This window comes from Aeromonas sp. QDB25 (genome assembly GCF_027707725.1).
GTDB classification, from domain to species: domain Bacteria; phylum Pseudomonadota; class Gammaproteobacteria; order Enterobacterales; family Aeromonadaceae; genus Aeromonas; species Aeromonas caviae.
The window spans coordinates 1-22416 of sequence record NZ_JAPCIZ010000065.1 but is presented as its reverse complement, the minus strand read 5'-3'; the positions used below and the strand labels follow the sequence as shown (position 1 = coordinate 22416).

15 protein-coding genes, 1 tRNA gene and 4 pseudogenes are annotated in these 22416 nt (G+C 46.6%); 17 read left to right on the top strand and 3 right to left on the bottom strand.

Annotated elements, in window-relative coordinates; all coding sequences use genetic code 11:
- Window positions 1-28 precede the first annotated feature (28 nt).
- Window positions 29-105, top strand: a tRNA-Asp gene (locus tag PG883_RS18130).
- A 325-nt stretch (window positions 106-430) separates the two neighbouring features.
- Here the strand turns inward: PG883_RS18130 and tnpB are convergent.
- On the bottom strand, window positions 431-613 hold the full coding sequence (gene tnpB / locus PG883_RS18125) for an IS66 family insertion sequence element accessory protein TnpB (RefSeq protein WP_201964321.1): 183 nt from the start codon (window positions 611-613) through the stop codon (window positions 431-433).
- 597 nt (window positions 614-1210) lie between these two features.
- Between tnpB and PG883_RS18120 the strand changes: the two genes are divergently transcribed.
- From PG883_RS18120 to PG883_RS18095, 6 genes are all read left to right on the top strand, one after another.
- Complete coding sequence (locus tag PG883_RS18120; protein ID WP_042048212.1) at window positions 1211-1606, top strand: hypothetical protein; 396 nt, start codon at window positions 1211-1213, stop codon at window positions 1604-1606.
- A gap of 10 nt (window positions 1607-1616) precedes the next feature.
- Window positions 1617-3398, top strand: a complete 1782-nt coding sequence (locus tag PG883_RS18115) for a polysaccharide biosynthesis/export family protein (RefSeq protein WP_270807523.1) — start codon at window positions 1617-1619, stop codon at window positions 3396-3398.
- A gap of 68 nt (window positions 3399-3466) precedes the next feature.
- The gene (locus PG883_RS18110) at window positions 3467-4267 is read left to right on the top strand and encodes an ABC transporter permease (RefSeq protein ID WP_042048213.1); all 801 of its coding nucleotides are present in this window, start codon (window positions 3467-3469) and stop codon (window positions 4265-4267) included.
- A 26-nt stretch (window positions 4268-4293) separates the two neighbouring features.
- Window positions 4294-4944, top strand: a complete 651-nt coding sequence (locus PG883_RS18105; RefSeq protein ID WP_042048214.1) for an ABC transporter ATP-binding protein — start codon at window positions 4294-4296, stop codon at window positions 4942-4944.
- A gap of 15 nt (window positions 4945-4959) precedes the next feature.
- Complete coding sequence (locus PG883_RS18100; protein WP_270807520.1) at window positions 4960-6186, top strand: sugar transporter; 1227 nt, start codon at window positions 4960-4962, stop codon at window positions 6184-6186.
- 7 nt (window positions 6187-6193) lie between these two features.
- Window positions 6194-6364, top strand: coding sequence for an SIS domain-containing protein (locus PG883_RS18095; RefSeq protein ID WP_156991822.1), 171 nt, complete (start codon window positions 6194-6196; stop codon window positions 6362-6364).
- 216 nt (window positions 6365-6580) lie between these two features.
- Here the strand turns inward: PG883_RS18095 and PG883_RS18090 are convergent.
- A pseudogene (locus tag PG883_RS18090) lies at window positions 6581-6832 on the bottom strand (transposase family protein); the annotation flags it as partial.
- Between the two features lie 374 nt (window positions 6833-7206).
- Here PG883_RS18090 and PG883_RS18085 point away from each other — a divergent pair.
- The 3 genes from PG883_RS18085 (at window position 7207) to PG883_RS18075 (ending at window position 11933) form a co-directional block, all read left to right on the top strand.
- Window positions 7207-9588 carry a glycosyltransferase family 2 protein gene (locus PG883_RS18085; RefSeq protein WP_270807518.1) on the top strand — a complete coding sequence of 794 codons (2382 nt, stop codon included), beginning with the start codon at window positions 7207-7209 and terminating at the stop codon, window positions 9586-9588.
- Window positions 9589-9597: 9 nt separating this feature from the next.
- Complete coding sequence (locus PG883_RS18080) at window positions 9598-10653, top strand: glycosyltransferase (protein WP_042048217.1); 1056 nt, start codon at window positions 9598-9600, stop codon at window positions 10651-10653.
- Between the two features lie 194 nt (window positions 10654-10847).
- Entirely contained in the window at window positions 10848-11933 is a 1086-nt protein-coding gene (locus PG883_RS18075; protein ID WP_042048218.1) for a hypothetical protein, read from the top strand.
- A 285-nt stretch (window positions 11934-12218) separates the two neighbouring features.
- Here PG883_RS18075 and PG883_RS18070 read toward each other — a convergent pair.
- Window positions 12219-12347: pseudogene (locus PG883_RS18070) on the bottom strand (ISAs1 family transposase); the annotation flags it as partial.
- A 309-nt stretch (window positions 12348-12656) separates the two neighbouring features.
- Between PG883_RS18070 and PG883_RS18065 the strand changes: the two are divergent.
- The 7 genes and pseudogenes from PG883_RS18065 to PG883_RS18035 all read left to right on the top strand — a co-directional run.
- A protein-coding gene (locus PG883_RS18065) for an IS3 family transposase (protein ID WP_270807514.1) occupies window positions 12657-13825 on the top strand; the annotation gives its coding sequence in 2 pieces (ribosomal slippage) (window positions 12657-12912 and window positions 12912-13825; 1170 coding nt in all).
- A gap of 32 nt (window positions 13826-13857) precedes the next feature.
- A pseudogene (locus PG883_RS18060) lies at window positions 13858-14361 on the top strand (IS30 family transposase); the annotation flags it as partial.
- Window positions 14362-14474: 113 nt separating this feature from the next.
- A complete protein-coding gene (locus PG883_RS18055; RefSeq protein WP_156991825.1) occupies window positions 14475-15809 on the top strand; it encodes a tetratricopeptide repeat protein in 1335 nt (444 codons plus the stop codon).
- A 4-nt stretch (window positions 15810-15813) separates the two neighbouring features.
- Complete coding sequence (locus PG883_RS18050) at window positions 15814-16980, top strand: nucleotide sugar dehydrogenase (protein WP_042048221.1); 1167 nt, start codon at window positions 15814-15816, stop codon at window positions 16978-16980.
- A 167-nt stretch (window positions 16981-17147) separates the two neighbouring features.
- Window positions 17148-20228: a glycosyltransferase gene (locus PG883_RS18045; RefSeq protein ID WP_084214826.1), complete on the top strand. Its 3081-nt coding sequence runs from the start codon at window positions 17148-17150 to the stop codon at window positions 20226-20228.
- A 505-nt stretch (window positions 20229-20733) separates the two neighbouring features.
- Window positions 20734-21438, top strand: a complete 705-nt coding sequence (locus PG883_RS18040; RefSeq protein WP_232300660.1) for a glycosyltransferase family 1 protein — start codon at window positions 20734-20736, stop codon at window positions 21436-21438.
- A pseudogene (locus PG883_RS18035) lies at window positions 21405-22196 on the top strand (sugar phosphate nucleotidyltransferase); the annotation flags it as partial. The gene PG883_RS18040 and the pseudogene PG883_RS18035, both read left to right, overlap by 34 nt.
- Window positions 22197-22416 lie beyond the last annotated feature (220 nt).

Here is a 22416-nt window from a genome sequence, read left to right as displayed (position 1 = left end):
AATGATTTAGCGAAAGCTAACCGAATGCGGAGCGGTAGTTCAGTCGGTTAGAATACCGGCCTGTCACGCCGGGGGTCGCGGGTTCGAGTCCCGTCCGCTCCGCCACTAAATAGAAAGCCCAACCTGTTGAACAGGTTGGGCTTTTTTTCATATCTGCAATTTGAAACGCCCGCTTGATGTTCGTGACCGTGACCAAACCGTGACCATTTCGTGACCAACCCCCTGATTTGACCGGAGGTCATTCTGGACATTGTTGGGTTCAATCGGTTACTATCTCTTAATAAGTGATTTCGCACCTGATTTTGGTTTTTTAGTACTTGATGGCGTTCGGCCATTCTGATCTATTACGCTCACATTCATGCCGATCATGGTTTCCCATAGAGGAAAAAAGTGATCGGCTTGGGATGTTATTGGGCGATTGGCATGAATGTTATTGAGCGATCGCCATGCGTGGGATCTTGAGTTTGCCCCGGGGTCGATTGCAGAAGATAAACCAGGCCTGACTCATCGGATCCAGCGCCAGCACGTCACTGACGATCATAGCCAGACCATCGATCGACTTGCGCATGTCAGTCACGCCGGTCACCAGATAGATGTCCCCCCGCGGCGTCATGCCGACAGCGCCATCAGGAATTGCTGCAAGCGAGCGGGAGATAAGGTTGCAGGAAAGGCCAGTTGGTTGCCGGTGGGCAGGTTAAGCACTAATTGCTCATACACTCAAGTGAGATTGACACGTTCCGAATTCAAGAGGAAAATGTTCAAATCATGAACAGCCTAACAGGTTGTATTCAGCTTAGGCGGTTTACCATTGGCGACACGAATCCATGCACCATTCTCTTCTGAACATACCCTTTCTTATCAGATAAATGGTCAGCATATTGGTGCTCAAGGACGACGTACATTTGGATAAACAACTGATTTGTTTCAGGTTAACTGAATTGCGCCGGAACAATTCGATGTGCATCCCTAGTATTCTATCGATCTTAAGCATCGACAATTATTGATGATTGCAGAACTGTCCTGTGCAGCGCTGTGCGGTAGCTATGGTGTAAAATAGCTATGCTACAAAAAATCATAAAAAATAAACAGTTACATCGCTTGCCAACTCTCCAACGAATTATCATTCAATCCTGTCGGGTCACACTCAGCGCGAGACTTCTCCTGACAGGTTCAATTTTGTGCTCGTTATACACACGGAAATCACTCAACCATGAACCATGCAACTCAGTGCCTGGCCCTCTCGCTGGCCATTTTGCTTGGCGGCTGCGCCAGTGAACCCAAGCAGGTCGCAGCATCAATCCCGCTGGTTAATCAGACCGCTACCGATGGACTCATTGCTCTTCCCGCCGAGCAACAGCAGGTGCTTAATTCCCTGCAACAGGGCAATAGCGTTGCCGTTACGAACGGAACCTTCACGCCGGGGCCTGTCTATACGTCGGCCCTCGGCCATGCCTGTCGGGAATTGCTGTTTCAGCGCTCGCTCTCTAACGGCGCGTCCAGCCGCAGCGAAAAGCGCATAGCCTGCCAGCGGGCGGATCAGTGGTATCTGATCCCGCAACTGGAACAGCTTCCGGTTAACAGTTTGCAAGTTGTCGAATCGAATTGAGGATCCCGCATTGAAAAGCTCCCTTCCCCGCCAACTGGTGGTGACCCTGGCCCTGCTCGGGATGGCTCCATTGACCCTTGCGGCGAATAATAAATCCGATCCGGCGCAAGCGGGTGGACAGTCGTTTGGCTATAACCTGTCGGCACCTCCGGCTATTGGTGCCGGACCCCAGCTCGGTGGCGCACCATCGTTGAGTGGCGAAGCCAATCGCAACGCCACCACCGGCAGTTTCACCCAGCAAAATCGTCAGGGGATGCTATTGCCCGGTGAAAGCGATGTGCGCCAACTGCTGCCCCAAGCCGAGGCCGGATTGCCGCCGCCTTATGGCGCCAACCTGTTCGCCGGTGGCTATGAAACCGAACGCAGCGATGGCTTGAATGACAATTATCTGATTGCACCAGGCGACAAGCTGAATATCTGGATCTGGGGGGCCGTCAATTTTTCAAATGTAGTGACGGTAGATAATCAAGGCAATATTTTCATTCCTGATGTGGGCCCGATAAATGTCAAGAATGTACCTGCCAGCCAAGTCAATAATCTGGTGACCAGCAGGATTGGCGATGTTTTTACAAATAATGTCAATATCTACGTCAACCTGCTGACAACAACTCCCGTGAGTGTGTTTGTCACTGGCCCGGTAATACGGCCAGGCCAGTATGCGGGTCAATCCTCTGACAGTGTGCTCTATTTTTTAAAGCGGGCAGGGGGGATCGACTCGGAGCGCGGCAGCTATCGTCAAATCAAGGTATTACGCCAGAACCAGGTCATCCAAAAAATCGATCTGTATGAATTCATGCAGCACGGCAAAATGCCCAAGCTCTCTTTTAAAGATCAGGATGTCATCCTGGTAGAGCCACAGGGCCCGATGATAAATGTCGCGGGCAAGGTGCGTAATCCATTCCGTTTCGAGTTGACTCAGCGCAATACGCTAGGCTCGGAGCTGGTCAACTATGCACTGCCGCTTGCCAAGGTGAGCCATGTCGGGGTGATAGGTGACCGTCCAAGTGGTCCATTCTCCATCTATTTACCTTACAAGGATTTTGCCAGCCTCCAGCTTAAGGATGGTGACAAAGTTTTGTTCAACGATGACATGCATGCTCAGGTTTATGATGTGCAGGTCGCTGGTAGCTATATGGGGCCTTCCTATTTCACAGTGCGCAAGCAGACCAAGCTGCATGAGCTGCTCAACCATATTCCCATTGACCCACAGCTTGCCGATTACCAATCCATCTACCTGATGCGCAAGAGTGTCGCTGCGCGGCAAAAAGAGATGTTGGAAGAGTCGCTCAACCGGTTGGAGCGCAGTGTGTTTACTGCGCCCGCCAGCTCGGATGGTGAAGCGGCCATCCGTGCCAAAGAGGCAGAACTGGTGATGCGCTTTGTCGAGAAGGCCAGAAAAATCCAGCCTCTTGGCAAGGTGGTGGTCGCAGACAAAGGGATTGTTGCGAACATTCAGCTGGAACAGGGTGACCAGATTGTTATCCCGAACAGAACGGACCTGATTCAAGTCGGTGGGGAAGTCTTGATGCCACAGGCCGTGGTCTATAACGCCAATGCGACGCTCGATGACTACGTGGCTTGGGCGGGCGGATTCACCGAGCGTGCGAATGACCAGCGGATTGCCGTGGTGCATGCCAACGGATTGGTGGAGTTTAAAGATAAGGGGAGTGTCCAGCCCGGTGATCAAATCCTAGTGTTGCCCAAGGTTGACAGCAAAACCATGCAATCGGTCAAGGATATTACCCAAATCATCTATCAGATCGCCGTGGCGGCCAACGTTGCTATCGATTGATCCCTTTCCATCTCGAGCAAGGCCGGTGAATGGCGTCATTCACCGGTCTCCCGGTAATAGACGACACTATGCAAACAACGTTACACCGCCCCGCCCCGCGCAGTGCCTTTCAGGTATTACGCGATGTCACCTTTGGCCTGCTGATCCGTGAGCTGAAGACCCGTTTTGGCAGTTATCGGCTGGGTTATGTCTGGGCGTTGCTCGACCCCTTGCTCATGATAGGTGCATTCAGCCTGATTTTCGGATTGCGGGGCCACAGCGGATTTGGCGGGGCGCCGGCTCCGTTGTTTATCACGGCCAGCTATCTGCCCTTTATCTTCTTTAAAAATGTGGTCGGCAAGTTGCAATCGGCTGTCAGCGCCAATATGGGGCTGTTCTGTTACCGGCAGGTCACACCCTTTGCTACCTTCATTGCCCGCTTTCTGCTGGAGGTCACCATCGGTTTGCTGGTCGGCAGCATTCTGATACTGGGACTGCTGTGGTTTGGTTTTGATGCCATTCCTGCCGACCCCTTGCAGGTGATCTTGGGCTATCAGCTCCTGATGGTCTTTTCATTTGCCCTTGGCATCATCTTTTGCGTGGTAGGCACCCTGGTGGAAGAGGCAAAAAAGTTTCTCGGTCTGCTGATGATGCCGTTGATGTTTATCTCCTGTGTCATGTACCCCCTAGCGAGCATTCCCCAACAATATCAACACTGGTTTTTGTGGAATCCGCTGGTGCATGCCATCGAGCTGATCCGCAGCGGCTGGCTTGCTGGCTACAGCAGCCCCACTGCCAGCTGGACTTATTTTGCCGCTATCACACTGGTATTGCTCACCTTTGCCATGAGCTGTTATCGATTGACCCACCGGCGCCTGATTGCCAGTTAACCGGCCTGATGTTGAGCACTGATATTATGCTTATTCTGGAAAACGTTTCGAAATATTATCCGACCAGGTTTGGTCGCAACTATGTGCTGCGCGATGTCAATATCACCCTGCCGCGCCAGCGCAACATCGGCATTCTCGGCGCCAATGGCGCGGGCAAATCCACCCTGCTCAGGCTGCTGGGCGGCATGGATACGCCAAGCAGAGGCAAAGTCACCCGTCAATGTCGGGTCTCCTGGCCGCTGGCGCTGGGGGGAGGCTTTCAGGGCAGCATGACGGGGCGTGAAAATACCCGTTTTGTCTGCCGCATTCACGGCGTGCGCGATACCCGTGCCATCGAAGAGTGGGTCAAGGAGTTTGCCGAAATAGGCCAACACTTCGAGCTGCCCATCAAGAGTTATTCCAGTGGTATGAGATCGAAGTTTTCATTCGCCGTCAGTATGGCCTTTGACTTTGATATCTACCTCACCGATGAGATCACCTCGGTGGGCGATGCTCGCTTTAAGCAGAAGTGCATCGACGTCTTTAACCAAAAACGTGAAACCGCCAGCCTGATTATGGTGTCGCACGATATGAAGAACCTGCGTCAGCAGTGTGATATGGGGATATTGTTGCGCAACGGTCAACTGGAAATATTCGACAATATCGACGATGCGATCCGTATTTATCAAAATCTATAATAAGCACAATCAAACATGACACAACCTATCAGAACAGAAAAGTCATCACGCTTTGTACGCAAAATACGCAAGCTTGGCAAAGAGCCGAAGCGTTTCTTTATTGATTCCAGCGGTTATAAAATCGCTCATCGTTCATGGCAACAGAGTCTGAAACTGGGTAGCTTTTTATGGGTGGTCGCCTGTTTTGTCGTGGCATCGATCTATTTTGGCGGCGTTGCTACAGACCGTTATGTCAGCCGAAGCGACATCATTATCAAGCAGGCCGACCAGATTAAAATGTTGCCAGATGCCCTGTCTATGTTGGGGCTGGGTGGTAGCAATCATCAGGACGTATTGCTGGTACAAGAGTACCTGCGTTCCTGGGATCTGCTGGCCAAGCTCGACCGCGAATTGGCGCTTAAAGCGCACTACCAAAGCCATGATGCCGACTTCTTCTCGCGTTTATCGGGGGAGGCCACCCGCGAAGAGTTTCTGGAATATTACCGTGATCATCTGATCTTGCGTCTTGATGAACTCTCCGGGGTATTAAGTATCGAACTTCAGGCTTTTGATCCTATATATGGCCAGCAGGTAGTCAGCTTAATGCTGAAAGAAGCGGAAGGATTTATCAACAAACTGGGCCATCAGGTCGCCATGGATCAGCTCGCGTTTGTCGAACAAGAGGTTAACCGTTCTCATCAACTTTTGCAGGCAGAGAAAGCCAAGGTGCTGGCGTTTCAAAATAGTTATCAGCTGATCAGCCCTGAATCAACCAGCACTGCCCGCCTTGGTGTGGTCAGTGAAATTGAAGCTGAACTGGTGCGCCAGCAGGCAGAACTTAAGCAATTGCGCAGTTATATGAAAGAGAGCGCACCTGCGGTGGTATCGGTGCAAAGTCGTGTTGGTGCGTTAAGCAAGCAACTGAAACAGGAAAAGGCGAAATTGACCACTCATGATGCCGGTGCTGACAATCAAGTGGCGCCTGAGGCGATGAACGAAATCACCGCCCAATATATGGATCTGCAAACTCAGGCCACTCTGGCTGCCGATCTCTACAAAACGGGCCTTATCAGTCTGGAGCAAACCCGCGTAGAAGCCTATCGCAAACTTAAACACTTATTAGTTGTCACGCGCCCGACATTGGCGGAAGAGGCTGAATATCCACGTCGTCTCTATAATCTGACCACGGTTGGCGTATTGCTTTGCCTGTTTTATGGCTTGGTGGTGATGGGATTGGCTACATTGCGTGAGCATCAGGATTGATAGGGTGATGCAAGATATGATCTCCAACAGTGGTGAAACCGATGAGATATTAAAACTGATCCGGTCACTGCAAAATATTGGCGATCGCATTATCTCCATCACCGGCGGCCTGCAATCGCCCCTGGCCAAACACGCCGTGAAGCGAGTGCAACGAGCGCTTCGTGGAGAATGCTCTTGAAAAAAACTATCGACCACGAAGGACACGAAGGTCCACGAAGAAAAGCAGAAGAACAGCAAAAGCAAAAAATCTTGGCTTTTAACCTTCTGAAGCGAAGCGCTCTGTGGTCCAGGGCGGGAGCGCACTTTGCTTGATTTTCAACCAAAGAATAACTGTGCCCGATAATCATCGTCCCAGCCCGCTCTTTTCAACTTGTTTCGCTGGCTTGGCGCGCCACAGCAAGGACTCGACGACGATGGTCCGTAGGATGCGAGCGATGGTATGACGACGCGGAATGCCATGAGTAAAGGGTCGATATAAGCGCAACCAATCCGCTTTCGAGTCGCCGAAGGTCTGGATATCACGCCAGCCCTCAGCACCGGCCATGATGGCGCTGATGACGAGGAACATCACGTCCACCAAATCATGCTTGCGGTTGATATCAGAACGGGTTTCTTCAACGAGAGTGAGATGTTCAATGAGTGTCATGACTTGAGCTCCTCTGGACTAGGGGAGCGATTAGATCACAGACGATCTGCCAGTTCAAAATTTGTTAACAAAGTGCGATCCCGCCCTGCTCTGTGGTCAGGGCAAGATTACGAAACCCCGCGATTTTTAAGGGCTGTGAAAGAGGTCGTTTATAGTCGCAGCGATTAGGGAAGTGGGTGGCAAGCCGTTCAACAGAGACGAACTCGAACTGAGATTTTACATCATCCGTGTTGTCTGTCAGGAGCCAAACACAGCCCGTTCATGGTTGTTTTGTGGTGTCAATCGACTCATCAATACGTAACGGGAACAGCGCCATCAATTCGTATTCACTATAAAAAACACACATCGAAAATCATCATCGGACAATTAAGCTAATGAAAAGAATTAAAAGTCTCGTAAATAAATTAAAGTCTAAACTAGACGATAAGGCTCGAGAAGAAACACCTCTCGGTTATATAGGTTCTATTGATGAGGTCACAAAAAACAAAGTCAGAGGGTGGGTTGCTTTATCTAATAAGATGCCTATAGTGACACCTATTACCTTGAAGGTAAATGAATTGTCATTAGAACTCCCTGAGCTATCCTTCAGAGATGACTTGCAAGCACACGGAATTGCTAACGGGATTGCTGCATTCGACGTAGAATTTGCATCTAGCGACTACGAAAAATTAGATGTTGCAGTTTACGTTGGTCAGGATAAAGTGCTTTTTAGCAGAGCTCTGTTAGGTAATGATAATATAAAAAACAAAGACCCACATTTCATTAATTTCTATAACAAATCTATCAGTAAAAATCAAAGTTCAAGATTGGATGATGGGCTTAACATTCAATTAGTGCAGTCGAGCGAATATGAAAAATCAATTTGTTCGGAATTTTTCTATCGAATATCGAATGCCAAAACAAGCAAGCAAAAAATTATTGCTATCGGGCAGAGTCTTGTCCAAGGGATTTATTCTAATGATATTATCGAGTTGATACTCAATACCAACAAGGCAGCACAAGTTCTGGTTGAGCTACTGGATAACGAACAAATAGTAACAGCAAGTTCCAGATTGGAGATATCTCCAGGGTGGAACACTTATACTACACCCTTATCATGTTTCAATTTTGATTTAATCGAAGGTGCATCATCTATTGTATTGACTCTATATATTGACAGCTCATCATATATAGACTTGGGTGGTTTGTTAGTTAAAAATTCGAATGAAAAAATTCTAATTTCGAAACCAAAGTTCGAAAAATTAAAAACCAATCAAGAGAGTGTTTCTATAATTAACAGTAGTCTATCCAACTATAAATTACCTCGAAAATTCATAAAACTACGAAGAAAAATTTTGATTGCTCCTGGTGTTATATATGAGGCTAAGAACGGTAATAAATCGGAGTTTATCGCAGCCAAGAGTGACTCAGGAATCAGCATCAATATAGGCAAACTGTTAGGGTACTCCAGGATCGCATACTCTCTTGATCTGAAAAATATCAAAAGCATGCCTATGCAGGGAAAAATTACTGCAACGGGTGACTGCGACAAGCTAATTAAATCAGTATATATTTATGCGAAAGGAGCACAAGACAAAATACTAAACAAATTGCGTCTATCATGTCAAAAGCTAGAAAATGATAGATATGAATGGATATTCATTTTGGATTACAACTCTATTTGCGATTTAATCAACACGACTTCTGATTATCATGAATATCGACTAGCAGTAGAGTTTAATGCGAACAATCAAGCAGATGACTTTAGCGTGTCATTACATCAACAAACGTCGTTCAAAAAAGAAGAAGTATTCTCCGCTATTGAAGACCCGGCCATCGCCTCTCAACTTGATATCATAGCCGGATACTACGATGTATTAAAAAGAAATCCAATAGGGGTGAAGACCGATATCGTTAATGTGAAAAAGTCAAAGTACTCACCAGTTGACATCGTGATTCCTGTATATAATGCAAAAGAGTATGTGATTGAGTGTTTAGAATCAATAATCAAACACACTAATATAGCATATAGAATCTTACTAGTTGACGATTGCTCTACCGATGGAATATCCGATGTGCTTGATGAATATGCCGATAAATACGATTTTATCTCTGTGCACCATCAAGAACAGAATGTAGGTTACACCGCTAACGTTAATAAAGGCTTTGAACTAGCAGAGTCAGAGTGGGTCTTGTTGTTAAATAGCGATACTGTGGTAACACCATTTTGGCTTGAGAATCTTCTGGAAGGGACAACGGAAGACAAGGTTGCCATTATTGGCCCTCTTGGGAACGCTGCAAGTTGGCAGTCTGTACCTAATGTTCTCTCAAAGAATGGTGGATGGGACTTCAACCTGATACCAGCCGGTCTGACACCAAATGATATTGCCTTCCAGCTTAATTTAAATCGGCAATATGAATTTGCCGACGCCGGGGTATTAAATGGCTTTTGTCAGTTAATCAATAGAGAGTTATTTTTTGAGGTCGGAAAACTTGATGAAATCGCTTTTCCAAAGGGCTATGGAGAAGAGAATGACCTTTGTGCCAGATTGATTGAAAGGGGATATCGCCTATTGGTATGCCCGAATAGTTATGTATACCATCATAAGTCAAAAAGTTTTGGGCACGACATCAGAACGGAACTTTCCGATAAAGGCAGCGTTGCTTTGAAGAAAAAACACCCAGACTACAACTGGGGGCTTGTCTCTAAAAAACTTTACAATCATGACGTTTTAGTGAAAGCACGTCAAACGATCGCTCCTCTTTATGAAGTTTAAGGAATGTAAATGAAAGTTGTATTTATTCTCCCTGTAGGTGGCGGTGGTGGTGGCGCGCACTCCGTCATTCAAGAGGCAAACGAAATGATATCTATGGGCATAGATGTTCACGTTGCGATAAACAGCGGAAACATGATGTCCATGAAAGTCAACTATGCAGATATGCCATTGGTTGTCGGTCGTTTTATTGAATTCAAAAACGAAACAGATTTGGCCGCCAACATTGCAGAAGGATCAATTGTTGTTGCAACTATTTTCACCTCAGTAAAAATACTAAAGGCTATCAAAAAGCTTAAACCCAGTGTCATACCTGCTTATTATGTGCAGGACTATGAACCACTCTTCTCGGAGAAGGGCAGCCCACTGTGGCAGGAAGCTTATGACAGTTATACAGCAATACCTGGCTTAAACATATTTACAAAAACCCAGTGGCAACAAAATATTGTCTATAAAAACCATGGTGTAAAAGTGGCTAAAGTAGAGCCCAGCATAGACCACTCAGTTTATTTCCCCAATTTAGATTACAACAAGCTCAGACTGTCGGCCATGGTTAGACCCAAGTCTCCCAGACGGGCACCATATCGCACTATGCGGATCCTCAGAGCCGTTAAAAAAACACTGCCACAGCTTTCGGTTGATATCTTCGGTTGTACTAATGACGAGTTGGAATCCTCCAATGTCGTACGCGATTTTGAGTTTACCAATCATGGTGTATTGAAACGGGTACAAGTCGCCAGCTTGCTTCGCGGCAGTGGCATGTTTTTGGATGCCTCAGATTTTCAGGCATTTGGCAGAACCAGCCTGGAAGCGATGGCATGTGGTTGTGTCCCGGTAATTCCTGCTGTTGGTGGTGGCTACGAATATGCAGAACATGGCATAAACACCTTTGTGCATAACATGCACAATGAAGACGAAGTGGCTGCCAATATTATCCAGTTTTTTGAAATGCCAAAAATTGCAAGAAGGAAAATGATTAACGCTGCTATTGATAAGTCTCAAGAGTTTAGCGTAAGGAAAGCGGCACTATCTGAACTGCGGTTTTTCGAGAAAATTTCAGGAAATTGATCGCGGAACACTCTAAATAAATATAGTTAATTTCACCTAAATAGTAATAGTTATGAAATCTGACATAAGTCGTAGCAAGGCCAGCACATCACAAATAGATACGGCTAAACATTGGACCGATTTATCTTCACTGAGCCAGATTTTATATCCACCAATACCTATAGCTTTTGTTACAGCTATCAAGGAAATATAAAATGCACAAGCTAAATATTATCTCATACGCAGACAAAAGATATAGTATGTTTGCATTACCTTATACTTTTTTTGCTCTATCTACAAATAACCACGCCACTGTAGAGATTTTTTTTGAAGAGCTTGATGAATTTTTGGCCGAAAATATATCCGGTATTGGAGTGTTACGGAGCCTATTCGGTGAGCGTTTTTCATTTATGCAGTCGATAAACTCTAAAGTTAACATAATCCCAAATACAATAAGATTTATTGAGAAGCCTAGCTTTAAGTCTCAATATATATATATTGGAGATATAGATTTACTCATTCTAGATGATGTGATGCAAACTCACCTAGCTTTGATGAATGAATACGATATCCCTTTCAGCAATATTTTAAGAGAGTCAAGCTTAAGCACTCCATACCCTAGGCTATCGGGACTCCATTTTTGTAAGTACGATGACTATTACCCGATTCCGGATATCTCAGATCTTGATCTGACCAAGGTCAACGATGAGTATGTCCTTTATGAAATCATGTCTAGAAAAAATATATCTATTTCTCCTGATTTTCAATTACGCCCTGAGTGTGGAATTCACATGTCTCTAAATAGAGACCCTCTGGGGAGAGTTAGTAGCATAAATAATAGCAAATTCTCAACTGAGAAGTCATTAAACTGGAGCGGCTCTAAATATTATAATGCGTATAACAATATTACAAAGACAAATGAGTACGCATCAATTTTCCAGTTCTTTGATTTTGAATTCAAACTGCTTAGCTTAACCCTTGAAGCAACAATCAATAAAAAACTAGCACCTAAGCTTCACAGAATAGCATGTAGTTATATGGCTGACAGAAGAGTCTTTTCGAACGTAGACACAAGCCAAAAAGAATTACTTGATATTCGTGATCACCATATTAAATCTGGAGATCTCCACTCAGCAATGGACCTCTCATCAAAACTAGTCACAATTTGGCCTGAAAGCAAGGAACTATGGTTTAAATATATTTGGAATGCCAAAGCCATAGGAGATAAAGCTCGAGTTGAACTTGGCATCTCGCACCTAACCGAACTTGATCACGAAGAGTTCTATACAAACGCCATTTAGTGCGGATACCAGGGCGGGAGCGCACTTTGCTTGATTTTCAACCAAAGAATAACTGTGCCCGATAATCATCGTTCCAGCCCGCTCTTTTCAACTTGTTTCGCTGGCTTGGCAGGGCGGGAGCATACTTTGTTAAATCAAGTAACAAATATGACTTTCGATCATAAAACACCCAACCGGTGAGTAAATAGCACTCAGTTTTACTTCGAGGTATGAGTGGCATTTATACGAATGGCTGGCGTTTTGACCTAATTGTTCATTTTTTAGGTTAGTGTGCTCTCGCCCTGGCTGGCTTGGCGCGTCACATTGACTCTGAGTGATAATGTTCATCACGAAGCGTCGAAACAGGGCCATATTCTCCACGGCATCCTCCATGGCTATCCGGGACGCATCCTCACCAAACACCACGTCCATGACTTGAGCTCCTCTGGACCAGGGGAGCGATTAGATCACAGACGATTTGCCAGTTCAAAATTTGTTAACAAAGTGCGATCCCGCCCTGGTGCGGATACAGGGATACAGGTACCTGATTACCCATGATTAGCAGTCACAACGAACTATACTGATCTTACGTACAGTTATCGAGGTGTGAGATCATGGCCAAAAGCAAAGTCCAATTCCAGAAAGGCTACAGCCTGTTTGAGTTTCTCAAGGACTATGGCACTGAGGTATCCTGATTGTCACAGACAGTCCCGATTGTTACGATTAGACAATCGGGGGTATTGAATGAAATCGAGAGAACACTATTCACCAGAGTTTCGGGCAGAGGCGGTTCGACTGGTGTTGGAGCAAGGCCTCAGCCAAGCTGAAGCCGCCAGAAGGTTGGGGATTGCCAAAGGCACACTGAGCAACTGGGTGGTCGCAGCCAAAGGAGGAAAGGACACATCGGCTATTCCCGGAGCGCGTTCTGTCGCCGAGCTGGAGGCAGAAGTGGCCCGGCTGCGTAAAGCTCTCGCACAAGCCAACATGGAGCGCGACATCATAAAAAAGGCCGCCGCGTACTTTGCTCAGGAATCACTGCCAAGTACGCGTGGATAGCCAAACAGCAGGACCTCTATCCCGTTTCCGTTATCTGTCGTGTGCTGGAGGTCTCTCGGGCGGGCTTCTACCACTGGCGCCAGCGTCCACCGTCACAGCACCAACAAGAAGATGAGCGACTCAAGGTCGCCATTCGGGCGGCTCACAGCAAGACGCGCCAGACCTATGGCGCAGTGCGTTTACAAGCTGAGTTGGCTGCCGAAGGATTTTACGCCGGGCGGGACCGAATTGGGCGATTGCGCCGTGAAATGGGGTTGTCTTGCAAACAAAAGCGCAAATTCAAGGCGACAACCCATTCTTCCCATTCCCTGCCGGTGGCGGAGAATCTCCTTGGTCAGGTCTTTGCGCCAACGAAGCCCAACGAAGTCTGGACCGGTGATATCACCTATATCGCCACCGACGAGGGCTGGCTCTATTTGGCAGGACTCAAGGATGTGTTTACCTGTGAAATAGTGGGCTATGCGATGGGAGAGAGAATGACCACCGGGTTGGTCAGTCAGGCCCTGTTTCGAGCTGTGCAGCAGAAGAGGCCGCCCGATGGGCTTATCCATCACACAGACCGGGGCAGTCAGTACTGTGCCAAGGCTTACCGGGCTCTCCAGGTACAATTTGGCATGCAGACCTCCATGTCACGCAAGGGGAACTGCTTCGACAATGCCCCGATAGAAAGTTTCTGGGGGGCTCTTAAAAATGAACTGGTTCACCACCATAGATTCAAGACCAGAGCGGAGGCCAAGGCCGCGATTCAGGAATACATAGAGATTTTTTACAACCGCCAACGTCGGCACTCACGACTTGGCAATATCAGCCCGGCGGAGTTTAACAAGAGGTATTGGAAAACGGCTCAGGCTGCTTGATCCGGGACTGTCCGATCTTGTCAGGATACCTCATGTCGATTGATGAACGGCCTGCGATAGTCGATGAACGTAGCCGTCTGGGGGACTGGGAGGTCGATACCGTTCTGGGCAAGCAAGGCAGCGGCGCCATCGTCAGCTTGGTGGAGCGTAAAACCCGACTGTATCTGGTTCGATACGTCCCCGGCAAGACGGCCAGCGCGGTGGCTGACGCCGTTATCAGCATGCTGAAACCCTACAAGGCTCATGTTCATACGATCACCGCCGACAATGGCAGCGAGTTTGTCGAACATGAGCGGGTCGCGGCCGCGCTGGAGGCGCAGGTGTACTTTGCCCACCCCTACTGTTCATGGGAGCGAGGACAGAATGAGAACAGCAATGGCCTGCTGCGGCAATATGTACCCAAAGGCAGCGATTTGAGCCTGGTGACAGTGGAGGCACTTTCAGTCTTCGAAAAGAGGCTCAACTTCAGGCCCCGCAAATGTTTGGGATTTAGACAACCTCAGATGGTTTTTGACGAATTGTTCAAAGCTGCCTGATTTTTAAGCGGGCGTTGCACTTCAGAGTTGAATCCGCCACTGAGCGGAATAAGCCGCTTGAGGAAAGCTCTCCCCACTTCGGATTTAGTCAACAACGCCAATCAGGTACAGGTATGCTTAAAGAAATATACAATGATGACTCTATTTTCTGTGGCTATCAAAGTAATAATAACTGCAAAACACTTCTAATCACTTTCGCGCCGCTTAATGGGGCAGGTGAAGGTCAAAAAATCTGGGGCGGTGGGTTAAAAAGTGAAAATATAAACATTCTAGGCTTGGTTGCCAAAAATAGAAGTTGGTATCCAACTAGTTCAGTAGAACAAATTGCAGATAAGTGCGCTCATATCATATCTCAATATGAATACATTATATGTTACGGCACATCTGCTGGTGCATATGCTGCCATCAAGTTCGGTTCTAAATTTAGGGCCAATGCCGTAGTTGCCTTCGCCCCTATATTTAGCATAGCTGAATCAGAAATTGACATTGAAATTGATCATCGCTTTTATAGATTTTTCAAAAGTGGAATAACTGGCGGTAACAAAATAATCAAGGATGAGATAACGTGCCCAGTTTATTTGGTTTACGACCACTATTATCGGTGGGACAAATACAATGCCAACTTAATCTCAAGCTTATCTGATAAAGTATTTTGTTTTAACAGTCCCTTTACTGGACACTTCCCCATTTTAACTATGAATTCGTCAGCCAAAGTGTCTTCACTCGTAGACATATGCAGCAAACACGACATCGTAAGCCTTAAAGTGATGCTACATCAAGGGAGAGTAAACTCATCAATTAGGGTAAAAGCACTTATTGAGTATATTTGTCTAAACAAACCCAAATTGGTTGATGTTGCGCATAGAATTTTGCTCAAACACTCTGATAGATTAAACAACAATGATAAAGCAAGCGTATTTGCCTTTATCGGTAGGGTTTACAAGCAACAAAACAGGGATGCGGATGCAGCAGAATGTTTCGAAAATGCGAATTTTTACAAACCTAATGACCCTCTTTTTTTGAGGGAGTTATCATCCGTACAGCTAAAACTAAAAGATTTCGAGCTAAGTGAGAAAAACATTTTTCACTCACTCGCAATTAATACAAGCTGTTGTCATGCGTGGAATACATACACTAGTATATTGCTAGAGAAGAAAGACTATAATATGGCTTTAGGTGCCATCAAACGCGCAATACAAATACTTCCACACCGTGATTTCTATAGACGGTTGTGCACAATTGCGCAAATGTTAGGATTGAATCGCGAACTAGTGGATGCAGCCGAACAGGGAATAAAACTGTTCGGGGAAGTTGAGTTTTATCGCCTCGGTATAACTGGATATAAGCAATTATCCGATGTAAGTCGAGCCTCAGAACTGCTTAATCAGTCCCTAGCTATATACCCTAATGATTCACTTCTGAACAAATTTAAGAATTCTTGGAATTAACATAATGAAAATTGCAATCGCCGGAACCGGATACGTTGGATTGTCCAATGCGGTGCTGCTGGCACAGCAACATGAAGTTATTGCCGTTGATATTGTGCCAGAGAAAGTGGCCATGATTAATGACGATATCTCACCCATTCAGGACACTGAGATTGAATTGTTCCTGAAAGAAAAATCGTTAAACCTGACAGCAACCCTCGATTGGCAACGCGCCTATAAAGACGCAGATTTTGTGGTTATCGCCACGCCAACAGATTATGACGTTGCCACCAACTACTTTAATACCCGTTCAGTCGAAGCTGTGATTGAAAATGTGCTGGCGGTTAACCCCAACGCGGTGATGGTGATTAAGTCAACTGTACCTGTGGGTTACACCAAAGCGATTAAAGAACAGTTTGGCACCGACAACATCATCTTCTCACCTGAGTTTTTACGTGAGGGCAAAGCGCTTTATGACAACCTGTACCCCTCCCGCATTATTATCGGCGAGCGCAGTGAACGCGCGGAAGTTTTTGCCAAGTTGTTGGCCGAAGGCGCAGTGAAGCAAGACATCCCTATTCTGTTTAGTGACAGCACAGAAGCAGAGGCCGTTAAGCTGTTTTCCAATACCTATCTGGCGATGCGGGTTGCTTACTTTAATGAGTTGGACACCTATGCTGAAACCCACGGTTTAGACAGCCGTCAGATTATTGAAGGGGTAGGCCTCGACCCACGTATCGGCAACCATTATCACAACCCCTCATTCGGCTATGGTGGCTATTGTTTGCCAAAAGACACTAAGCAGTTGCTCGCCAACTACGAGGATGTGCCCAATAACCTGATCCGTGCCATTGTGGATGCCAATACCACCCGCAAGGACTTTATCGCCGACTCTATTGTGAAGCGCAATCCTAAGCGTGTAGGTATTCATCGGCTGATTATGAAGGCGGGTTCGGATAATTTTCGTGCCTCGGCCATTCAGGGCATTATGAAGCGTATTAAGGCCAAGGGCATTGAGGTAGTGGTGTATGAACCGGTAATGAAGGAAAACGATTTTTTCCACTCCAAGGTGTACAAAGACCTTGCTGCCTTTAAAGCGGATTGCGATCTGATTGTGGCCAACCGTCTAGTAGATGAATTGTTGGATGTAAAGGACAAGGTCTATAGCCGTGATTTGTTTGGTGCTGACTAGTGCGAACGATTTTTAAGCAATGTGATACGTTGCGGCCCCGCCTGCCGGGGCTGCATTCAGTTGACCGTTACATAACGACCTTTCTGAATCATAAGCAGTAATATATTCCTCCTTTTTAGCGCGTTAGTTGCACGGCTCAATACATCCGGCTTTTTCAGGTATACAGAATGATTTTAGGCATAGCGGCCATTTTTAAAAATGAACACCCCTATATTATTGAGTGGTTGGCCTTCCATCGCCTGATGGGGTTTGAGCGCTTTTACATTGCCGATAATGACAGTGAAGATGGTTCTTCTGAGCTGTTAACTGCGTTGCATGCAGCAGGGCTGATTACCCGAGTGCGCTTTACTACCCCAGCAGGTGGGGCGCCGCAATTGCCAGCCTATAACCTGCTGCTGGCAAAATTCGGAAATCAGGTTGATTGGCTGGCCTTTATCGATGCCGATGAATTTATTGTACCGACGCCGGGAGAGACGGTGCGGGAGAGACTCTTAGCCCTGAGTGACGATGCCAGGATTGGTGCCATTGGCATGAACTGGGCGGTGTTTGGCTCATCCGGCCAGCACAAGGCAGGGCCCGATTTGGTGACAGAGCGCTTTAGCCACAGAGCATTTCAGCATCAGGGGGTTAACCGGCATATTAAAACCATAGTGAGGCCGCGCAGTTGCCTGCGGATGAGCAATCCCCACAAAGCAGACCTGAGTGCGGGGGGATATGCCTACCCTAATGGCAAACAAATGGCCTTTGATCGTAAGCATCCAGAGGGCATGAGTCAGCAAGTTTGCTGGGAGGGCTTAAGGGTTAATCACTATGTGATTAAATCCTATGAAGAGTTCAAAACTCGTAAGCAGCCCCGGGGGCGTGCCACCACGAGCAGCCAGCGCCTCGACAGATTTTTTAAACAACATGACCTTAATGATGAGCGCTGCGACTGGCTTGAGCCTTGGTTGCCCTCACTGAATGAAGAAATAGGCAAAGTTCTTGATCTATTGGCCACTCGGGAGCGCAAGGCGATGGGCCTTAGCCGCCTGCAACGTGGCTGGCAAAAGTGGTGCAGCAAGCTTTACCCATCTCCGGTTTTTGAGCTGCAACCAGTCCGTGAACTGTATCGTGCTGCGGGGCTGTATCAGTGGCGTTCGGTCGGCAACGACCCGAGCTTCAGAGTAAAGCCGCTTGGGGGATTTCGCGCCGGTTGGTTTATGTTTTCGGTGCAGCTTAGCAGCACAGTGACGCGGATGGAGGCCAAGCTCTATGTAGACTATGGCAATGGCTTTGTTGAACAAGAGGCCATAGTGCTGCCGTTGCAATCGGGGAAATTGAGTAAGCGGGCCGTCTATTTTGCTAGCAAGCCGCTGCGGATGCGTTTTGACCCGCTGGAACAAGCCTGTTTTTTAACGGTTAACCAAGTTTCCTTAAGTCGCTTGACTGCGGGGTATGCCCGTAAGCTGATGGTAAAAAAACTGTCTGCCAGGGGCATGACTGACTGCAAGCAACAATCTGACACTGAGTTGTTGGCCCTTTACGGCAAGTGTTTTGAGTCAGCACAGCGAGGTATGCCTTACAGTCAGTGGTTGGCGCTCTATGAGCCGCCCCCCCTGCAGCCCAAGCAAGTGACCACAGCCCTGGCATCACTGACGGTTAAACCTCTGATTTCGTTAGTGATGGCGACATACAATATCAATGAGGTCTTTTTGCGGTCAGCTATTGAGTCGGTCATTTGCCAGTCGTATCCTCATTGGGAATTGTGCATTGCCGATGATGCGTCTACTCAGGCACATATTCGGCCGTTGCTTGAGCGGTACAGCAGGCAGGATAGCCGTATCAACGTTTCTTATCGGACGCGAAATGGCCATATTTCTGCCGCCAGTAACAGTGCCCTTGAGCTTGTCAGCGGAGCTTATATCGGGCTACTGGATCATGATGACTGTTTGGCGCCAGATGCTTTGTTATCAGTAGTGCAGGCGTTAAATGCCAAGCCGCATGCAAAAGTGCTCTACAGCGATGAAGACAAAATTGATGAGGCAGGGCAGCGCTTTAACCCTCATTTTAAATCTGCTTGGAATCGCGATCTCTTTTATTCCCATAATTATATCTGTCACTTTACAGTATTGGATACTACCCTTGTTCGCTCTGCCGGTGGCTTCCGGGAAGGTGTGGAAGGCAGCCAAGATTATGACCTGTTGTTGCGCTGCATTGCCAAGGTAAAGGATGAGGACATTGTGCATGTCCCAGCCATTTTGTATCACTGGCGTGCAATAGAAGGCTCAACCGCGTTAAGTGGCAGCGAAAAAAACTATACCCAGGAAGCCGGGCTTGCCGCGTTAACTCATTACTTTGCGCCCTCAGAGCAGGACATTCGGGTCAGTAAGCATGCCTTAAATAACTGTTTTCGTGTGCAATGGCCGATGCCGGAGCCCAGACCATTGGTAAGCATTATCATACCTACCCGTGATGGCTATGAACTGCTGAAACAATGTATTGATAGTATCTACAAGTTCACGGATTATTCGAATTTCGAACTGTTGGTGATGAATAACCAAAGCCAATGCCAAAAAACGCTGAGCTACTTTAAAACGTTGCGGAATCATAATCAGGCCCGGATTATTGACTTCGATGATGAGTTTAACTTCTCGGCAATCAACAACGCTGGGGTCGCCGCGGCCAAAGGCAGCATTGTTGCATTACTTAACAATGACATCGAGATTTTGGATGGCGGTTGGCTGGACGAGATGGTCAGTCAGGTCAGCCGCCCTGATATTGGTTGTGTTGGCGCCAAGCTGTATTACCCTGATGGGCGCATTCAGCATGGGGGGGTCATATTGGGTATTGGTGGTATTGCTGGCCACAGCCATAAATATTTTGGCAAGCATCACCACGGATATCACTCCCGGTTGAGTCTGGTGCAGAACTATTCTGCGGTAACCGCGGCTGCCTTGGTTGTGCGTAAAGCGGTATTTGAGCAAGTTGGTGGGCTGAATACTGAGCTTAAAGTTGCATTCAATGATGTGGATTTTTGCCTGAAAGTGCGTGAAGCCGGATACCGTAATCTTTGGACCCCTTTTGCTGAAATGATCCATCACGAGTCGGTGAGCAGAGGTTTTGAAGATACACCAGAAAAACAGCAGAGATTTAGCAGCGAAGTGAGATGGATGCAAAATCGATGGGGTGAACTGTTGCTGAGTGACCCTTATTATAACCCCAATCTGACCCTCACCCATGAAGACTTTTCATGGCGTACGAATGCATGAGAGAAACAAGCTAGACTCCAACGAGATGTTTATTATATGAAAAATAAAATGGGGCATCATTTGAATAATGACACATGTTATAATGTTAATTTTTTAACACATGAAAATTTTTCTTATCGATTTTGATTTTTTATGAGGTTGGAATGCCAATCATATTTAGCCATCCTATCTGAGTAATCTTTATATGGATGAGATAATTAGAAAAAAATTGTTTAAACCATATTTAAAGCTTAACAAGCAGAGTTATGGAAACCAGAGGGCTGTTACGCTAGATTGTCATAAGTTGTTTATCTTGCATGAAGGGAATTCCCCGACATTGGCCTATTTTGAATCGGCTATAACCGGGCGGTTTCCTGATGCAAGATGTCAATGCGTTGACATTCTTGTTTCCCCTGAAATATCTATTCCGGAAGGATCTGCCCTTGTCATTATTCGATTTATCTCTCCGAAGTGGCAACAGCACATAGAAAGATATATCGACAGATGCTCTCGGATAGTTTATTTCATGGATGATGATCTGTTTGATCCGACGGCTCTATCTACGTTACCGAAAGAGTATCGTACCAAGATAATAAGGCGGTCGGCGGCTCAACATCGATGGATCACACAGTATTGCGATGACATTTGGGTTTCAACTGCTTTTTTGGCTAAAAAGTATTCCCACCTTAACCCGGAAATGGTTTCCGCAAAACCATCGCCATTACTTCTTGAAAAAAGAAAACCAGTAAGAATCGCTTATCATGGTTCAAGCTCTCATCGGGAAGAGAAGTACTGGCTGCGGCAAATCGTCGAGGGGGTATTGGAAGCCTGCCCTAGTGCCAGCTTTGAAATTTTTGGCGAACATGATATCTATAAATATTATCGAGACCTGCCAAGAGTTTCAGTGTTGCATCCCATGAGTTGGCAAAATTATCTTGCATATACCAAGACCCATCAGTTGGATATCGGATTGGCACCGCTGCTTGACTCAGATTTTAATTTTGCTCGCGGCCCTGTAAAATTTTATGACTTTGTCAGAATGGGTGCTGTGGGTGTATATAGTAATCGTGCTCCCTATAAGGATTTTATCGAACAAAATATCAACGGTATTCTGTTGGAGAATGTTCCCCAGCGTTGGGTTGATGCAATAACATTATTGATTAATAAAGAAAAGAAACGAACTGAGCTAGCCAATAACGCGAAAATATATGCATATTCTTTAGCAAACTGATCACTATAACCCACTCTTCAAAAAATGCTATCGAAAACCATTTCGATACTTCGTTTGAACTGGAGGCGACACTCGAATCTCGCGTTAAACGAAAGCTGCTCGACGAGATACAGAATATTTGTCCGAAAAATGTGACCATCATGCATGTGCGTCAAGGAGAAGCCAAAGGATTGGGCCATGCCATTTTGTGTGCCTATCCGGTCATCGGTGACGAACCGTTCGCAGTTGTTTTACCCGATGTCATTCTGGATGAATATACTGCCGATCAACACACCGAAAATTTGGCTGCCATGTTGGTGCGTTACAAGTTGACTGGACAAAGCCAGGTAATGGTTGAGCCTGTGCCAAGAGCTGATACCGATAAATATGGGATAGCTGATTGCAATCAGGTCAAGTTGCAGCTAGGTCAGTCCGCACCCATTACCGGGTTGGTTGAAAAACCGGATATTGATGAAGCCCCCAGCAACCTGGCCGTTGTTGGTCGTTATGTGTTGAGCAATAATATCTGGCCCTTGCTCAAAAAGACGCCTCCTGGAGCTGGTAATGAGATCCAGTTGATCGACGCGATAGCCATGTTGATTGAGCAAGAAACTGTTGATGCATTCCATATGACAGGGCTGTCCCACGACTGTGGCAATAAGGCTGGTTATATGAAGGCCAATATTGCCTATGGTATGAGGCATCATGAAATTGGCCAGTTTGTGACTGACTATATCAACTCCCTGACCTCACAAAAAACCGAAAAGGCTAGTGTTTAATCATGTACAGAACCTTAAGCGGCAAGCGAATTAATAATACCGTCTAACGTGTTGTTTTGCTTGGATTTTCTCTGCCTACTCTTTTTGCCGTTTTTGGATAAATACACCATCGCGAATTCAACTCCGAAGTGCAACACCCGCCAAATCAAGCAACCTGTCGTAGTTCATCAAACACGATCTGCGGTTGCCTGAAATCCAAACATTTGCGCGGTCTAAGGTT